The following is a 13,681-nucleotide window of genomic DNA, read 5'->3' on the forward strand; positions in this document are numbered from 1 at the left end:
CGGCGCACAATAATCGCGGGCTCGCGATCATCCGAAGAATGGCATAAAAAAGCCCCGAAAATTCGGGGCTTAGTCGGTATATCATTTTGTTAGCTATTCAGCGCTGGTCGCTCGCTAATGGCGATACGCTGCGGTGCGATAGCTTCCGGCACATTGCGGGTTAAATCGATGTGCAGCAGACCATTGTTATAGGTTGCACCGGAGACCTCCATATTTTCCGCTAAGGTAAAACTCAGGCTAAAGGCTTGGGTAACTAACCCCTGGTGTAGCCATTGAGTCTCTTTTTCCTGCGGCTGCGGCGTCCCCTTCACGGTCAGGCGCGTGCCTTCAAGCTGAACATCCAGATCTTCCTGACGGAACCCGGCTAACGCAAGGGTAATGCGGTAGTGGTTATCGTCGCTTTTTTCGATGTTATACGGTGGGAAGGTCTGGCTTTCGGCTGTGCTTTGCAGCGCGTTTGCCAGTTTGTCAAAGCCGATCCATTGACGCAGCAGTGGGGATAAATCGTAGTTACGCATTGTGTTTCTCCTTCTTAGAAGCGAGTAAGTACCTTCCGGCTCCCTGACGGCAAGCCGATTGCTTAACCCAGGCCGCGTAAGCGGCCCGGCAGAATTAGTTGATTTCGATACGGCGCGGTTTGTTCGCTTCTGGAATCACGCGTTCCAGTTCGATATACAGCAGGCCGTTGACCAAGTTAGCGCCACGTACGTGGATGTTTTCCGCCAACTGGAATTTACGTTCAAAGTTGCGCTCGGCAATACCTTGATAGAGATAGGTGCGTTCTTTTTGCTCGGCTTCATGGGCGCCTTTCACCACCAGCACGTTATCCTGCGCGGTAATTTCCAGCTCACTTTCCGCAAAACCTGCCACGGCAATCGCGATGCGATAGTGGTTTTCATCGACCAGCTCGACGTTGTACGGAGGGTAGCCGCCGTTGCTTTGCGTTTGATTGTTTTCTAACAGATTGAACAGACGGTCAAAACCAATGGCAGAACGGTACAGCGGAGATAAGTCAAAGTTACGCATAATCAAATAGCTCCTGAAAATCAGCGAGAAATTTAAAACCTTCCATCATGGACAGGTCGTTCGAGCCCGAACACCCCGCAGGCATGTTCTCTTCGGCTACACCTATAAAATGAGGGGGGAAGAACCTTTTTCAAGTCCCCGTGTCTGACTTTTTTTGCACTTTCTCTGAGAAGGCTTACACTGGTCAGAGCACAAAAGGTCAAAGTGCGACAGCCGCCACAGAGCGGCAAGCTGGGGCTTTCTATTTTGGCAACGGGTGGATATAACCCGGAGGACGGGCTTTTTTATGCTCATAACAATGAAGAGCTCACGATGAAAAATGTTCTGATTAAAACAGCGCTGGTTGGGGGGATCTTCTTATCAGGAGGGTGTTCCAGCGTGATGTCGCATACGGGTGGCAAAGAGGGGACTTATCCAGGCACGCGAGCCAGCGCAGAGATGCTGAGCGACGCGGATAACGGCTGGGCAACCAAATCACTGGTTGCTCTCGATATGCCGTTTACCGCGGTGATGGACACCGTACTGCTGCCGTGGGACTTCTTCCGTAAGGATAACTCCGTGCGCTCGCGCGTTGAAAAAAGCGAGCAGGAAACGCTGGCAACCAACTCGGTGATCCCGCCGGCGGCAATGCCGGCGCCTTGAGTTAGCAAGCGGTTTCCGTCACCCAGAGCTGGCGGAAACCCGCAACGTCTTCCATCCAGGCAATCTGATGCCCATCAGGGGAGAAGACGACCGCATCCGCCGACGGTGGATTGGCGCTCCCGGTCGTTAAATAGCTCACCGCTCCGCTCTTCGCATCGCAAAGCGCGATGCGACCTTCCAGCACGAAGCCCAGCCAGTTTCCTGATGGGTGCCAGTTGAACGCCGATTGGATATCCGACCGATTATGGGTAAGCTGCTGCGGCTCGCCGCCCTGCGGTGACACCAGCCACATCTGCACCACGCCGCTGTCATCACGCATCAGAAAGGCAATTTGAGTCCCCTGCGGATTAGAACGCACCCAGTGGCGTGGAACGTTCACCAGCCCTGGATAGGCACGTTGATGGGTAAAGGTGAGTCGCCGCTGGCGTACACCTGCTGGTGGCGCTGGCAGTGTGGTAGGCGTGCCGGAAAGTGGCGCATCACCTGGCGTTTTCCAGCCTTGCTCATCGCGCGGCAGTTCTACCAGAAACAGCTCCGGCACCTTTTCACCGGTCAGAGAAAGGGTATCGCCAATAAAAGCCAACGCCTGTGAACCAACCCATCCCTCTTCATAAGCGCGATTGATTTCGTCACTGCCGGGTTGCGGCTGCAGCGTTGTCTGGCTGACGAGGACGCACCAATGGCTGCCGCCATATTCGCGTGGATGCTGTCCACGCGGTGACACCGGGCCGAACGGCACCGCGACGCCGACGTTGCGCTGATCCCGTGCAGGGTCAAATTCATGCATAACGTGGTCGTTATAGGTAAAGCTCACATACTGGCCACATGGGCTATAGACATGAACATGGCTGCCACCGCGTAACGCACCGGGCGTATAGGGCGGGGTAATATCCATCGCGTCAAGGTTGTGCGTTTCACCCTCAGCTGTCACCACGCCGCGGCGATGGTGAAAATCATATTGCCACTGGTCATCCGGGTTTTCCGGGCCATGAATAAAAACGTAACGCTCTGCGTTGGGATGCACCGTCACCACGCCGACATGCGCGCCGTCTCCCGCCTGATAAATCACCTCGACCTCACCGGTATGCACATTGACGCGCTCAATGGTCTTGCCGGTAAACGAGGCTCCCGACGGGCGCACGTCAAAAACGAGCCACTGGCTGTCTGGCGTCCAGGTGCGGGTGTTGGTCAGTTGATGGTTGCGCGGTGCAAAGGTGATTTGTTTCATGGCGAAGTTCCGGTCAAAAGATACCGCATACTTTTACCATGCTTTCCGCAAACATGCCCGGCCGAAGCCGGGCATTGAGGTATATCAGGAGAGAACGTACTTGTTGATAACGTAAGCCACGCCATCTTCTAGGTTTGATTTAGTGACGAAATTCGCCACCTCTTTCACCGTTGGGATGGCGTTATCCATGGCTACACCAACGCCGGCAAACTCAATCATCGCGATGTCGTTTTCCTGATCGCCAATTGCCATGATCTCCTCCGGCTTGATGCCCAGCACGTCGGCCAGCGATTTCACGCCGGTGCCTTTGTTGACGCGCTTGTCGAGAATTTCGAGGAAGTATGGCGAGCTTTTCAGTACGGTGTATTTCTCTTTGACTTCAGCCGGAATGCGGGCAATCGCCTTGTCGAGAATAGCCGGTTCATCGATCATCATCACTTTGAGGAATTCGGTCGCCGGGTCCATTTTTTCGGCTTCACAGAACACCAGTGGAATAGTGGCAACAAAGGATTCGTGCACCGTGTAATAGCTGATATCGCGATTAGCGGTGTAAAGCGTGTTGCGATCTAAAGCGTGGAAGTGCGAGCCGACTTTGCGGGACAGCTCTTCGAGGAAGCGATAGTCGTCATAGTTCAGCGCGGTTTGCGCCACCGTGCTACCGTCACTGGCTTTCTGCACCAGCGCGCCGTTGTAAGTTATGCAGTAATCTCCCGGCTGGTCCATGCCCAGCTCTTTTAAGTAGCGGTGCACGCCTGCGTAGGGACGCCCGGTGGTCAGAACCACGTTCACTCCCTTTGCGCGTGCCGCGGCCAGCGCGTTTTTTACCGCAGGAGAAATGGTGTGGTCCGGCAACAGCAATGTTCCGTCCATGTCGATTGCAATCAGTTTAATAGCCATGAGATCCCCAGGTTAGATGAGTCTTTCCTCATGCTAACCCGGTTCAGCTCAAAAAACAGCAAAGATAACAGCATAAAAGGGGGATACAACGCACAGGTCGCGCTCCCCTTTTGTCAGCCCAACTAACCGAAGAGTTTGCCGCCTTTAAGTAAATTCATGCCTGCGGAGATCAAATCATTGTGTGCCTGCGGGTCAACTTCGCCCTGCGGTGAGAGCGCATCGATAATCTTCGGCAGATAATCGGCCAGCATCGTCGAGGCCGAACCGGTATCCACGCCGAGCTTCTGGGCCAAATCAGATACCGCCGGAATGCCCAGCGCAGACTCCACCTGATCGCCACTAATCGCCTGATTGCTCTGCTGGTTACTGATCCACGACGCGGCAATATCACCCAGCCCGCCGTTTTGCAGCTTTTCCAGCAGCGCCTGAATACCGCCCTGATCGTTCACCCAGGTCAGGATGGCCTGATATTTACCGCCGTCGCCCTGCAATAATGAGCCAACCACATCGTCAAAAAGTCCCATGTTCCACCTCTGGATTACGGTTAAGAGAAGACGTAGTGAAGTATAGTTCGTGGACGACAGGCATAAAAAAACGCCTGAAAAAATTCAGGCGTTTTTGGACTCATAGCCGGAGGGCCGTTAGATATCGATGTTCGCCGCTTTCAGGGCGTTCTCTTCGATAAACGCACGACGCGGTTCAACGGCGTCGCCCATCAGGGTGGTGAACAGCTGGTCAGCGGCAATCGCATCTTTCACGGTCACGCGCAGCATACGACGACTGTCTGGGTCCATGGTGGTTTCCCACAACTGATCTGGGTTCATTTCGCCCAAGCCTTTATAACGCTGGATAGCGAGGCCACGACGGGACTCTTTCACCAGCCAATCCAGTGCCTGCTCGAAGCTTACTACTGGCTGACGGCGTTCGCCACGTTCGATAAATGCATCGTCTTCGACCAGACCGCGCAGCTTTTCACCCAGCGCACAGATACGGCGATATTCACCACCGGTGACGAATTCGTTATCCAGTGGGTAATCGGTATCGACGCCGTGAGTACGCACACGGATAACCGGTTCAAACTGGTTCGATTCCGCGTCTTTACGTACGATGAAGTTCCAGGTGCTACCGTGCAGTTCGTTTTCGTTCAGCACGTTGACCAACTGAGTGACCCAGCCGGTAACCTTCTCTTCATCAGCTAAGTCGGCTTCAACCAGCGTTGGCTGATAGACCAACTCTTTAAGCAGCGATTTCGGGAAGCGGCGTTCCATACGGTGGATCATTTTCTGCGTACCGTTGTACTCAGAAACCAGTTTTTCCAGCGCTTCACCCGCCAGTGCCGGAGCATGGGCGTTGGTGTGCAGCGTAGCGCCATCAAGGGCGATGGAGATCTGGTACTGATCCATCGCTTCATCGTCTTTGATGTACTGTTCCTGCTTGCCTTTCTTCACTTTGTACAGCGGTGGCTGTGCAATGTAGACGTGGCCGCGTTCAACGATTTCCGGCATCTGACGATAGAAGAAGGTCAACAGCAGCGTACGGATGTGCGAACCATCGACGTCGGCATCGGTCATGATGATGATGCTGTGATAGCGCAGTTTATCCGGGTTGTATTCGTCGCGACCAATGCCGCAACCCAGCGCGGTAATCAGCGTCGCCACTTCTTGAGAAGCCAGCATCTTGTCGAAGCGCGCCTTCTCAACGTTCAGGATTTTACCTTTCAGCGGCAGAATCGCTTGGTTCTTACGGTTACGCCCCTGCTTCGCAGAGCCGCCCGCTGAGTCCCCTTCCACCAGGTACAGTTCAGAGTGGGCAGGGTCACGTTCCTGGCAGTCGGCCAGTTTGCCCGGCAGACCAGCTAAGTCCAGCGCACCTTTACGACGGGTCATTTCACGCGCGCGACGAGCCGCTTCACGGGCACGAGCCGCATCAATAATTTTGCCCACCACGATTTTCGCGTCGGATGGATTTTCCAGCAGGTATTCGCCCAGCAGTTCGTTCATCTGCTGTTCTACCGCCGTTTTCACCTCGGAGGAGACCAGTTTATCTTTGGTCTGCGAGGAGAATTTTGGATCCGGTACTTTTACGGATACAACGGCAATCAGGCCTTCACGGGCATCGTCACCGGTGGCGCTGACTTTGGCTTTTTTGCTGTAGCCTTCTTTGTCCATGTAGGCATTCAGAGTACGGGTCATCGCCGCACGGAAGCCCGCAAGGTGAGTACCACCATCACGCTGTGGAATGTTGTTGGTGAAGCAGTAGATGTTTTCTTGGAAGCCATCGTTCCACTGCAGCGCAACTTCAACGCCGATACCGTCTTTTTCGGTAGAGAAATAGAAGATATTCGGGTGAATTGGCGTTTTGTTTTTGTTGAGATACTCAACGAACGCCCTGATGCCGCCTTCGTAGTGGAAATGGTCTTCCTTGCCGTCGCGCTTATCGCGCAGACGGATAGACACGCCGGAGTTCAGGAACGACAGCTCGCGCAGACGTTTCGCCAGAATATCGTATTCAAACTCAATGACGTTGGTGAAGGTTTCGTAGCTCGGCCAGAAACGCACCATGGTACCGGTTTTTTCGGTGTCGCCAGTCACTGCCAGCGGAGCCTGTGGCACGCCGTGCGCGTAAATCTGACGGTGAATGTTACCGTCACGCTGGATAACCAGTTCCAGTTTTTGTGACAGGGCGTTAACCACGGAAACACCCACGCCGTGCAGACCGCCGGAGACTTTATAGGAGTTGTCATCAAATTTACCGCCTGCGTGCAGAACGGTCATGATCACTTCCGCTGCCGATACGCCCTCTTCCGGGTGAATGCCGGTTGGGATACCACGGCCGTCATCCTGTACGGATACGGAGTTATCGCTGTGGATGGTGACAACGATGTCTTTACAGTACCCTGCGAGCGCTTCGTCGATAGCGTTATCCACAACCTCGAATACCATGTGGTGCAGACCGGTGCCGTCATCCGTGTCGCCGATATACATACCCGGGCGCTTACGCACCGCATCCAGCCCTTTCAGGACTTTGATACTGGAGGAGTCATAAGAATTCGACATCAACGTTTCTCGCTCATTTAATCTTGGGTTAATCCGTTATTTTACCCTTTTCCACGGTAAACATCTTCGAATTTTCGTCCGACATGTCCATAACGTGTTCAGCGCTAATTGCGCTGACGAAAACCTGTGACTGCGTGGCTTTTAATCGACTGGCCAACAGGCCGCGCCGCGCATCATCAAGTTCCGAGGCAAAATCATCTATCAGGTACAGGCAGCGTCGCCCGCTCTCACGGGTTAGAAACTCGCCCTGCGCCAGACGTAGTGCGCACATCAGCAGCTTAAGCTGCCCACGTGATAAGGTATCTTCCACCGGCGCGCCGTCGGCGCGAATGCGGAAGTCCGCCTTGTGCGGACCGTGTGCGGTGTAGGTCAGCATACGGTCGCGTTCGAAACTTCTCTCCAACACTTCAGCGTAATCGGTCTCTTTTTCCCAGCCGCGCTGGAAAGAGAAGGCGAGAGAGAACTCCGGGAGAAATTGTTTGCAGGTATCAGCCATATCTTCGGCGATACCTGCACTGTATTCCGCACGCCAGCGGCTGATTTGCTCGGCTAGCGGGATAAGTTCTTTATCCCACGGGCGCAGCTGTTCATAGCGGCTGACTTGGCGCAACGCGGCGTTGCGCTGCTTAATCAGGCGCTTGAGGTTGCTCCAGGCGGTGAAGAATCCGGCTTCGTTGTGAAAGCATCCCCAATCGAGGAACGCTCTTCTGTATTTGGGGCCGCCGTTGAGTAAAGTAAACCCCTCAGGCGTAATCAGCTGCATCGGCATCAGGTGCGCCAGTTCGGCCACCTTATGGCCGTCGGTGCCGTCGATACGGACTTTGCTGTCGCCCAGCTTATCTTTGGTTAGGCCGACCGAAGTTTCACGCTCGGCGCCCTGTAGACGCCCGTGCAGCACAAACGCTTCCTGCTCATGACGGATCACGCGGCCAATCTGCAAACTGCGAAACGCCCGACCGTGGCCGAGCGTATAGATGGCTTCCAGCACGCTGGTTTTACCGCTGCCGTTGGCGCCAACCAAGAAGTTAAAGCCGGGGGATAAAGCGAGATCCGCGTTTTCGATATTGCGAAAATCGCGGATCAGCAGGCGGGTCAGCGACATTACAGTCTCATTGGCATGACAACATACGCCGCGCTTTGACTTGCAGCATCTTCAATCTGAACGCTAGAAACGGAGTCGGTTAGCAGAATACGGACGGTTTCGCACTTGAGCGCGTTTAACACATCCAGCACGTAGCTGACGTTAAAGCCGATTTCCAGCTCGGTACCAGGGTAGGAAACATCGAGAATTTCTTCTGCTTCTTCCTGCTCCGGGTTGTTGGCGGTGATTTTGATCTGATTTTCACTCACGAACAGACGCACGCCGCGGAATTTCTCATTGGAGAGAATCGCCGCACGGGCAAATGCCTGCTTGAGGATATCGCAACCAGCTTCTAGGTGTTTATCCGGATTCTTCGGCAATACGCGGCGATAATCAGGGAAACGACCATCAACCAGCTTCGATGTGAAGATAAAGTCACCAACGTGAGCGCGGATGTTGTTGCTACCGATCTGTATGCGCAGCGGCGTTTCGCCACCGTCGAGCATACGCATCAGCTCAATCACCCCTTTACGCGGCACGATCACCGAATGGCTTGGCAGAGATTGCCCAACCGGCATTGAACAGACCGCCAGACGGTGGCCATCGGTTGCTACGGTGCGCAGTTCTTCACCTTCGGTTTCAAACAGCATACCGTTTAAGTAATAACGAACATCCTGATGCGCCATCGAGAACTGGGTGGCTTCAATCAGGCGTTTCATCGTCGCCTGCGGCAGCGTGAACTCCACGTCGCTCTGCCAATCGTCCAGATTCGGGAAGTCAGCGGCAGGCAGCGTAGACAGCGAGAAGCGGCTACGGCCAGAACGAACCAGCATGCGATCGCCTTCCAGCTGCACGACGATTTCCGCCCCTTCCGGCAGGCCACGACAAATGTCGAAGAATTTACGCGCCGGGACGGTCGTTGCGCCCGGTTCATGCGGTTGCAGCAGCGTTACGCGCGCTACCATTTCCATTTCTAAATCGGTACCGGTCAGCGACAGCGTGCCGTCAGCCACCTGCAGTAGCAGGTTACCCAAAATCGGCAATGTCGGACGCCCACCAAGCGGGCCACTCACCTGTTGTAACGGTTTTAATAAATGTTCACGTTCTACGGTAAATTTCATAGGATCACGACGACAATGTTCTGATTAAATTGGAAAAGTCTTCTTTGATATCGTGGCTTTCTTCACGCAGCTGTTCAATCTTACGGCAGGCGTGTAGCACGGTGGTATGATCGCGGCCACCAAACGCATCGCCAATCTCCGGCAGACTGTGGTTGGTGAGCTCTTTCGCCAACGCCATCGCCATCTGGCGCGGTCGCGCCACCGAGCGAGAACGTCGCTTGGAAAGCAGGTCCGCAATTTTGATTTTGTAATACTCGGCCACCGTCTTTTGAATATTGTCGATGGTGACCAGTTTTTCCTGCAGCGCTAACAAATCGCGCAGAGCTTCGCGCACGAAATCAATGGTAATCGCCCGGCCGGTAAAGTTGGCGTTGGCAATAACGCGGTTCAGCGCCCCTTCAAGTTCACGCACGTTAGAGCGTAGACGCTTAGCAATGAAGAACGCCACCTCGCCTGGCAGACGAATATCGTTTTCGTCGGCTTTTTTCATCAGGATAGCGACGCGGGTCTCAAGCTCAGGCGGTTCAATAGCCACTGTCAGACCCCAGCCGAAGCGGGATTTCAGACGATCTTCGACGCCGTTGATCTCTTTCGGATAGCGATCCGACGTGAGAATGATCTGCTGATTACCTTCCAGCAGGGCGTTAAAGGTGTGGAAAAACTCTTCCTGAGATCGTTCTTTGTTGGCAAAGAATTGAATGTCATCGATAAGCAGCGCATCAACGGAGCGGTAGTAGCGTTTAAACTCTTCGATCGCATTGTTTTGCAGGGCTTTTACCATGTCCTGGACAAAACGCTCGGAGTGCATATACACCACTTTCGCGTTAGGTTTACGGGCAATAATGCCGTTCCCTACCGCGTGCAACAGGTGCGTTTTACCTAAGCCTGTACCGCCATACAGGAACAGCGGGTTATAGGCGCCGCCAGGGTTATCCGCCACCTGACGTGCCGCCGCACGGGCCAGCTGGTTCGATTTACCTTCAACAAAGTTATCAAAGGTGTGTTTAACGTTGACGTTAGAGCGATATGACGGCTCAGCGGGAGCCGGAACATTATCCCAGCCCTGACGAGGAGCCGGCGCAACACGCGGCGCATAAACCTGAGCGGCCTGCGCTGGCGCGCTAACGCTGGCGGTCTCTTTCAGGGTCTGGACAACGGGCTTGGTACCGACCTCAAAACGTAGCTGCGGGGCGTCAGTGCCGCAGAAATCATTCAACAGTCCGTTGATGTTATTGAGGTATTTATCCCTTACCCAATCAAGCACAAAACGATTTGGCGCGTACAGGGCCAGCGTGTTATCGCTTAGTTCCGCCTGCAACGGGCGGATCCACATGCTGAATTCTGTGGCTGGTAACTCATCCTGCAATCGGGCAAGACATTGCTGCCAAAGCGAAAGTGACACGGCGGACTCCACTCGAAAAAAGTCGATACACATCATCCTCCAGGCAAACCTGCAGGCTACCTCTGACGACCCTGCCGCCAGCAAAACTGAATGCTGTCGGGGATTCGTTCAGTTGCTGCAAAAATGCAGCCCGAACAAATGCTGTGTATAAGATTAAAAATTCGTGATTTTTGACACACATCGAATAGACCCGATGCAAGCGGGTGACGTGCGAACCGCTATTTGCGGTTTTTCAACGGCCTATTTCAGACGCTGTGCTGAAATGGCGCGGTACTTCCCCGAGCGATCTACCGATCGCGATCGGGCCGAGGATCATAGCGTAAACTGCGCCAGAGATCTTGTGTTTCTCACAGATTCTTCCCGATTTATCCACAGGCAGGATCCGGCAAGCGCTAAGTGTAAACGATCCCGGCTAAGAGGAGGCACGATTTCCTTCGCATATTGGAAAAATTAATGACGAGCGACAAATTTCTGCTTAAATGATCTCATAAAGATCCAGGATGATCCTTGCGCTTTAATGGGCAGGCCGTATAATCCCCCACCCGGCGCATTCCGTCCGATTTTCGGTATGGGGTGTTGCGCATTTACCGGGCGAAAAATTACGGTAATACGTGGTTTTTTACGCGGTAAATAAGGAAAGAGAATTGACTCCGGAGTGTACAATTATTACAATCCGGCCTCTTTAATCACCCATGGCTTCGGTGTCCATCGTTCGATTTTCGTTCGGATATCCAATAAAGCCATTGAATTTATTCAAGTTTAGGTAGAAATCGCCATGAAACGCACTTTTCAACCGTCTGTACTGAAGCGCAACCGTTCTCACGGCTTCCGTGCTCGTATGGCTAATAAAAATGGTCGTCAGGTTCTGGCACGTCGTCGTGCTAAAGGCCGTTCTCGTCTGACCGTTTCTAAGTAATAAAGCTAACCCTGCGTGGTTAAGCTCGCATTTCCCAGGGAGTTACGTTTGTTAACTCCCAGTCAATTCACCTTCGTCTTCCAGCAGCCACAACGGGCTGGCACGCCGCAAATCACCATCCTCGGCCGCCTGAATTCGCTGGGGCATCCCCGCATCGGTCTTACCGTCGCCAAGAAAAATGTTAAACGCGCACATGAACGCAATCGGATTAAACGTCTGACGCGTGAAAGTTTCCGTTTACGTCAGCATGAACTTCCGCCAATGGATTTCGTGGTGGTGGCGAAGAAAGGGGTTGCCGATCTCGATAACCGTGCTCTCTCGGAAGCGTTGGAAAAATTATGGCGCCGTCACTGTCGCCTTTCTCCCGGCTCCTGATAGGCCTTATTCGGGTCTATCAGCGCCTGATTAGTCCGCTACTCGGGCCGCATTGCCGTTTCACTCCAACCTGTTCTCAATACGGAATTGAGGCATTGCGCAGGTTTGGAGTGATAAAAGGCAGTTGGTTGACAGTGAAACGCGTATTAAAATGCCACCCTTTACACCCTGGTGGTGACGACCCCGTCCCGCCTGGACCATTTGATACCAGAGAACACTAACGATGGATTCGCAACGCAATCTTCTTATCATCGCTTTGTTGTTCGTGTCTTTCATGATCTGGCAAGCTTGGGAGCAGGATAACAATCCTCAGACCCAGCAGCAGACCACGCAGACTACGACCACAGCAGCGGGTAGCGCCGCAGACCAGGGCGTACCGGCCAGTGGCCAAGGGAAACTGATCACGGTTAAAACTGATGTGCTTGAGCTGACCATCAACACCCGCGGTGGTGATGTTGAGCAGGCACTGCTTCCGGCTTACCCGAAAGCGCTGAAGTCGACTGAACCGTTCCAGTTACTGGAAACCACACCGCAGTTTATCTATCAGGCGCAAAGCGGCTTAACCGGTCGTGATGGCCCGGATAACCCGGCTAACGGCCCACGTCCGCTGTATAATGTCGATAAAGATGCGTTTGTACTGGCTGATGGCCAGAACGAAATCGTCATTCCTCTGACATATACCGATAAAGCGGGCAACGTCTTCACCAAAACCTTCACCCTGAAACGCGGTGATTATGCGGTGAACGTTGGCTACAGCGTGCAGAACAGCAGCGACAAGCCGCTGGAAATCTCGACCTTCGGTCAGCTTAAGCAAACTGCTGCGCTGCCGACTGCCCGCGATACGCAAACCGGTGGCCTGTCTACCATGCATACCTTCCGCGGCGCGGCGTATTCAACTTCCGATTCGAAATATGAAAAATACAAATTCGATACGATCGTTGATAACGAAAACCTGAACGCCAATACCCAGAACGGTTGGGTTGCGATGCTGCAGCAGTACTTCACCACCGCGTGGGTTCCGGAAAACAAAGGCACCAACAACCTTTACACCGCTAATCTTGGTAACGGCGTTGTAGCGATTGGCTACAAATCTCAGCCGGTACTGGTTCAGCCAGGTCAGGTTGATAAGCTGAACAGCACCCTGTGGGTCGGCCCAGCGATTCAGGACAAAATGGCAGCCGTTGCGCCACACCTGGACCTGACCGTTGACTACGGCTGGCTGTGGTTCATTTCTCAGCCGCTGTTCAAACTGCTGAAATGGATCCATAGCTTCCTGGGCAACTGGGGCTTCTCCATCATTGTTATCACCTTTATCGTTCGTGGCATCATGTACCCGCTGACTAAAGCGCAGTACACCTCCATGGCGAAGATGCGTATGCTGCAGCCGAAAATCGCGGCAATGCGTGAGCGTCTGGGCGACGACAAACAGCGTCAAAGCCAAGAAATGATGGCCCTGTATAAAGCGGAAAAAGTAAACCCTCTGGGTGGCTGTTTCCCACTGATTATTCAGATGCCAATCTTCCTTGCGCTGTACTACATGCTGAGCGCCTCGGTTGAACTGCGTCATGCGCCGTTTATCCTGTGGATCCACGACCTGTCAGCACAAGACCCGTACTACATCCTGCCGATCATCATGGGCGCGACGATGTTCTTCATTCAGAAGATGTCTCCGACCACCGTGACCGACCCAATGCAGCAGAAGATCATGACCTTTATGCCGGTCATCTTCACGGTGTTCTTCCTGTGGTTCCCATCCGGTCTGGTGGTTTACTACATCGTCAGCAACCTGGTGACCATTATCCAGCAGCAGCTGATTTACCGTGGTCTGGAAAAACGTGGTCTGCATAGCCGCGAGAAGAAAAAATCCTGATTCGGTGTAGGCCGGATAAGGCGAAGCCGCCATCCGGCAATGCCCGCAGGGCAGCCTGATGGCGCTA

The 13,681-nt window shown here is 53.7% G+C and carries 14 protein-coding genes and 1 other annotated feature; of the genes, 5 read left to right on the forward strand and 9 right to left on the reverse strand.

Translation table 11 applies throughout. The features are described from left to right. Positions 1-89 precede the first annotated feature (89 nt). Both ibpB and ibpA read right to left on the reverse strand, forming a co-directional pair. Positions 90-518: a small heat shock chaperone IbpB gene (gene ibpB, locus AB4K05_RS13730; RefSeq protein WP_368480510.1), complete on the reverse strand. Its 429-nt coding sequence runs from the start codon at positions 516-518 to the stop codon at positions 90-92. A gap of 94 nt (positions 519-612) precedes the next feature. After that, positions 613-1,026, reverse strand: coding sequence for a small heat shock chaperone IbpA (gene ibpA, locus AB4K05_RS13735; protein ID WP_062776681.1), 414 nt, complete (start codon positions 1,024-1,026; stop codon positions 613-615). Further along, positions 1,020-1,096 (reverse strand) — a sequence feature (ROSE (Repression Of Heat Shock gene Expression) occurs in the 5'-region of heat shock genes and acts as an RNA thermometer to modulate expression.). It overlaps the preceding gene by 7 nt. 242 nt (positions 1,097-1,338) lie before the next feature. Here ibpA and AB4K05_RS13740 point away from each other — a divergent pair. Beyond that, complete coding sequence (locus tag AB4K05_RS13740) at positions 1,339-1,668, forward strand: YceK/YidQ family lipoprotein (RefSeq protein ID WP_368480511.1); 330 nt, start codon at positions 1,339-1,341, stop codon at positions 1,666-1,668. Between the two features lies 1 nt (position 1,669). On the opposite strand, the gene AB4K05_RS13745 is transcribed toward AB4K05_RS13740, so the two are convergent. From AB4K05_RS13745 to dnaA, 7 genes are all read right to left on the reverse strand, one after another. Further along, a complete protein-coding gene (locus AB4K05_RS13745) occupies positions 1,670-2,896 on the reverse strand; it encodes a DUF3748 domain-containing protein (RefSeq protein ID WP_368480512.1) in 1,227 nt (408 codons plus the stop codon). A gap of 84 nt (positions 2,897-2,980) precedes the next feature. Further along, on the reverse strand, positions 2,981-3,793 hold the full coding sequence (yidA, locus tag AB4K05_RS13750; RefSeq protein WP_368480513.1) for a sugar-phosphatase: 813 nt from the start codon (positions 3,791-3,793) through the stop codon (positions 2,981-2,983). A 122-nt stretch (positions 3,794-3,915) separates the two neighbouring features. After that, a complete protein-coding gene (locus AB4K05_RS13755; protein WP_368480514.1) occupies positions 3,916-4,317 on the reverse strand; it encodes a YidB family protein in 402 nt (133 codons plus the stop codon). Positions 4,318-4,434: 117 nt separating this feature from the next. Continuing rightward, positions 4,435-6,849 (reverse strand): DNA topoisomerase (ATP-hydrolyzing) subunit B, encoded by a 2,415-nt coding sequence (gene gyrB, locus AB4K05_RS13760; protein ID WP_368480515.1) that lies wholly within the window; start codon positions 6,847-6,849, stop codon positions 4,435-4,437. Between the two features lie 28 nt (positions 6,850-6,877). Next, positions 6,878-7,951: a DNA replication/repair protein RecF gene (gene recF, locus AB4K05_RS13765; protein WP_368480516.1), complete on the reverse strand. Its 1,074-nt coding sequence runs from the start codon at positions 7,949-7,951 to the stop codon at positions 6,878-6,880. Then, positions 7,951-9,051, reverse strand: coding sequence for a DNA polymerase III subunit beta (gene dnaN, locus AB4K05_RS13770; protein ID WP_368480517.1), 1,101 nt, complete (start codon positions 9,049-9,051; stop codon positions 7,951-7,953). The genes recF and dnaN overlap by 1 nt, the downstream gene beginning before the upstream one ends. A 4-nt stretch (positions 9,052-9,055) precedes the next feature. Continuing rightward, the gene (gene dnaA / locus AB4K05_RS13775; protein WP_368480518.1) at positions 9,056-10,453 is read right to left on the reverse strand and encodes a chromosomal replication initiator protein DnaA; all 1,398 of its coding nucleotides are present in this window, start codon (positions 10,451-10,453) and stop codon (positions 9,056-9,058) included. A gap of 775 nt (positions 10,454-11,228) precedes the next feature. Between dnaA and rpmH the strand changes: the two genes are divergently transcribed. Genes rpmH through yidC form a run of 4 tightly spaced genes read left to right on the forward strand, consistent with a single transcriptional unit; the run spans position 11,229 to position 13,614 of the window. Beyond that, positions 11,229-11,369: a 50S ribosomal protein L34 gene (rpmH, locus tag AB4K05_RS13780; protein ID WP_003023858.1), complete on the forward strand. Its 141-nt coding sequence runs from the start codon at positions 11,229-11,231 to the stop codon at positions 11,367-11,369. 15 nt (positions 11,370-11,384) lie between these two features. Continuing rightward, positions 11,385-11,744 (forward strand): ribonuclease P protein component, encoded by a 360-nt coding sequence (gene rnpA / locus AB4K05_RS13785; RefSeq protein WP_368480519.1) that lies wholly within the window; start codon positions 11,385-11,387, stop codon positions 11,742-11,744. Beyond that, positions 11,708-11,965, forward strand: coding sequence for a membrane protein insertion efficiency factor YidD (gene yidD, locus AB4K05_RS13790; RefSeq protein ID WP_106930158.1), 258 nt, complete (start codon positions 11,708-11,710; stop codon positions 11,963-11,965). Before rnpA ends, yidD begins: the two co-directional genes overlap by 37 nt. Positions 11,966-11,967: 2 nt before the next feature. Beyond that, positions 11,968-13,614 carry a membrane protein insertase YidC gene (gene yidC / locus AB4K05_RS13795; protein ID WP_368480520.1) on the forward strand — a complete coding sequence of 549 codons (1,647 nt, stop codon included), beginning with the start codon at positions 11,968-11,970 and terminating at the stop codon, positions 13,612-13,614. The last annotated feature ends 67 nt before the right edge of the window (positions 13,615-13,681 follow it).

Source organism: Kluyvera sp. STS39-E, assembly GCF_040932435.1.
GTDB lineage: Bacteria > Pseudomonadota > Gammaproteobacteria > Enterobacterales > Enterobacteriaceae > Kluyvera.

Coding starts and splice junctions, on each gene's coding strand:
- ibpB (WP_368480510.1), bottom strand. CDS start 518: ATGCGTAACTACGATTTATCCCCACTGCTGCGTCAATGGATCGGCTTT.
- ibpA (WP_062776681.1), bottom strand. CDS start 1,026: ATGCGTAACTTTGACTTATCTCCGCTGTACCGTTCTGCCATTGGTTTT.
- AB4K05_RS13740 (WP_368480511.1), top strand. CDS start 1,339: ATGAAAAATGTTCTGATTAAAACAGCGCTGGTTGGGGGGATCTTCTTA.
- AB4K05_RS13745 (WP_368480512.1), bottom strand. CDS start 2,896: ATGAAACAAATCACCTTTGCACCGCGCAACCATCAACTGACCAACACC.
- yidA (WP_368480513.1), bottom strand. CDS start 3,793: ATGGCTATTAAACTGATTGCAATCGACATGGACGGAACATTGCTGTTG.
- AB4K05_RS13755 (WP_368480514.1), bottom strand. CDS start 4,317: ATGGGACTTTTTGACGATGTGGTTGGCTCATTATTGCAGGGCGACGGC.
- gyrB (WP_368480515.1), bottom strand. CDS start 6,849: ATGTCGAATTCTTATGACTCCTCCAGTATCAAAGTCCTGAAAGGGCTG.
- recF (WP_368480516.1), bottom strand. CDS start 7,951: ATGTCGCTGACCCGCCTGCTGATCCGCGATTTTCGCAATATCGAAAAC.
- dnaN (WP_368480517.1), bottom strand. CDS start 9,051: ATGAAATTTACCGTAGAACGTGAACATTTATTAAAACCGTTACAACAG.
- rpmH (WP_003023858.1), top strand. CDS start 11,229: ATGAAACGCACTTTTCAACCGTCTGTACTGAAGCGCAACCGTTCTCAC.
- yidD (WP_106930158.1), top strand. CDS start 11,708: ATGGCGCCGTCACTGTCGCCTTTCTCCCGGCTCCTGATAGGCCTTATT.
- yidC (WP_368480520.1), top strand. CDS start 11,968: ATGGATTCGCAACGCAATCTTCTTATCATCGCTTTGTTGTTCGTGTCT.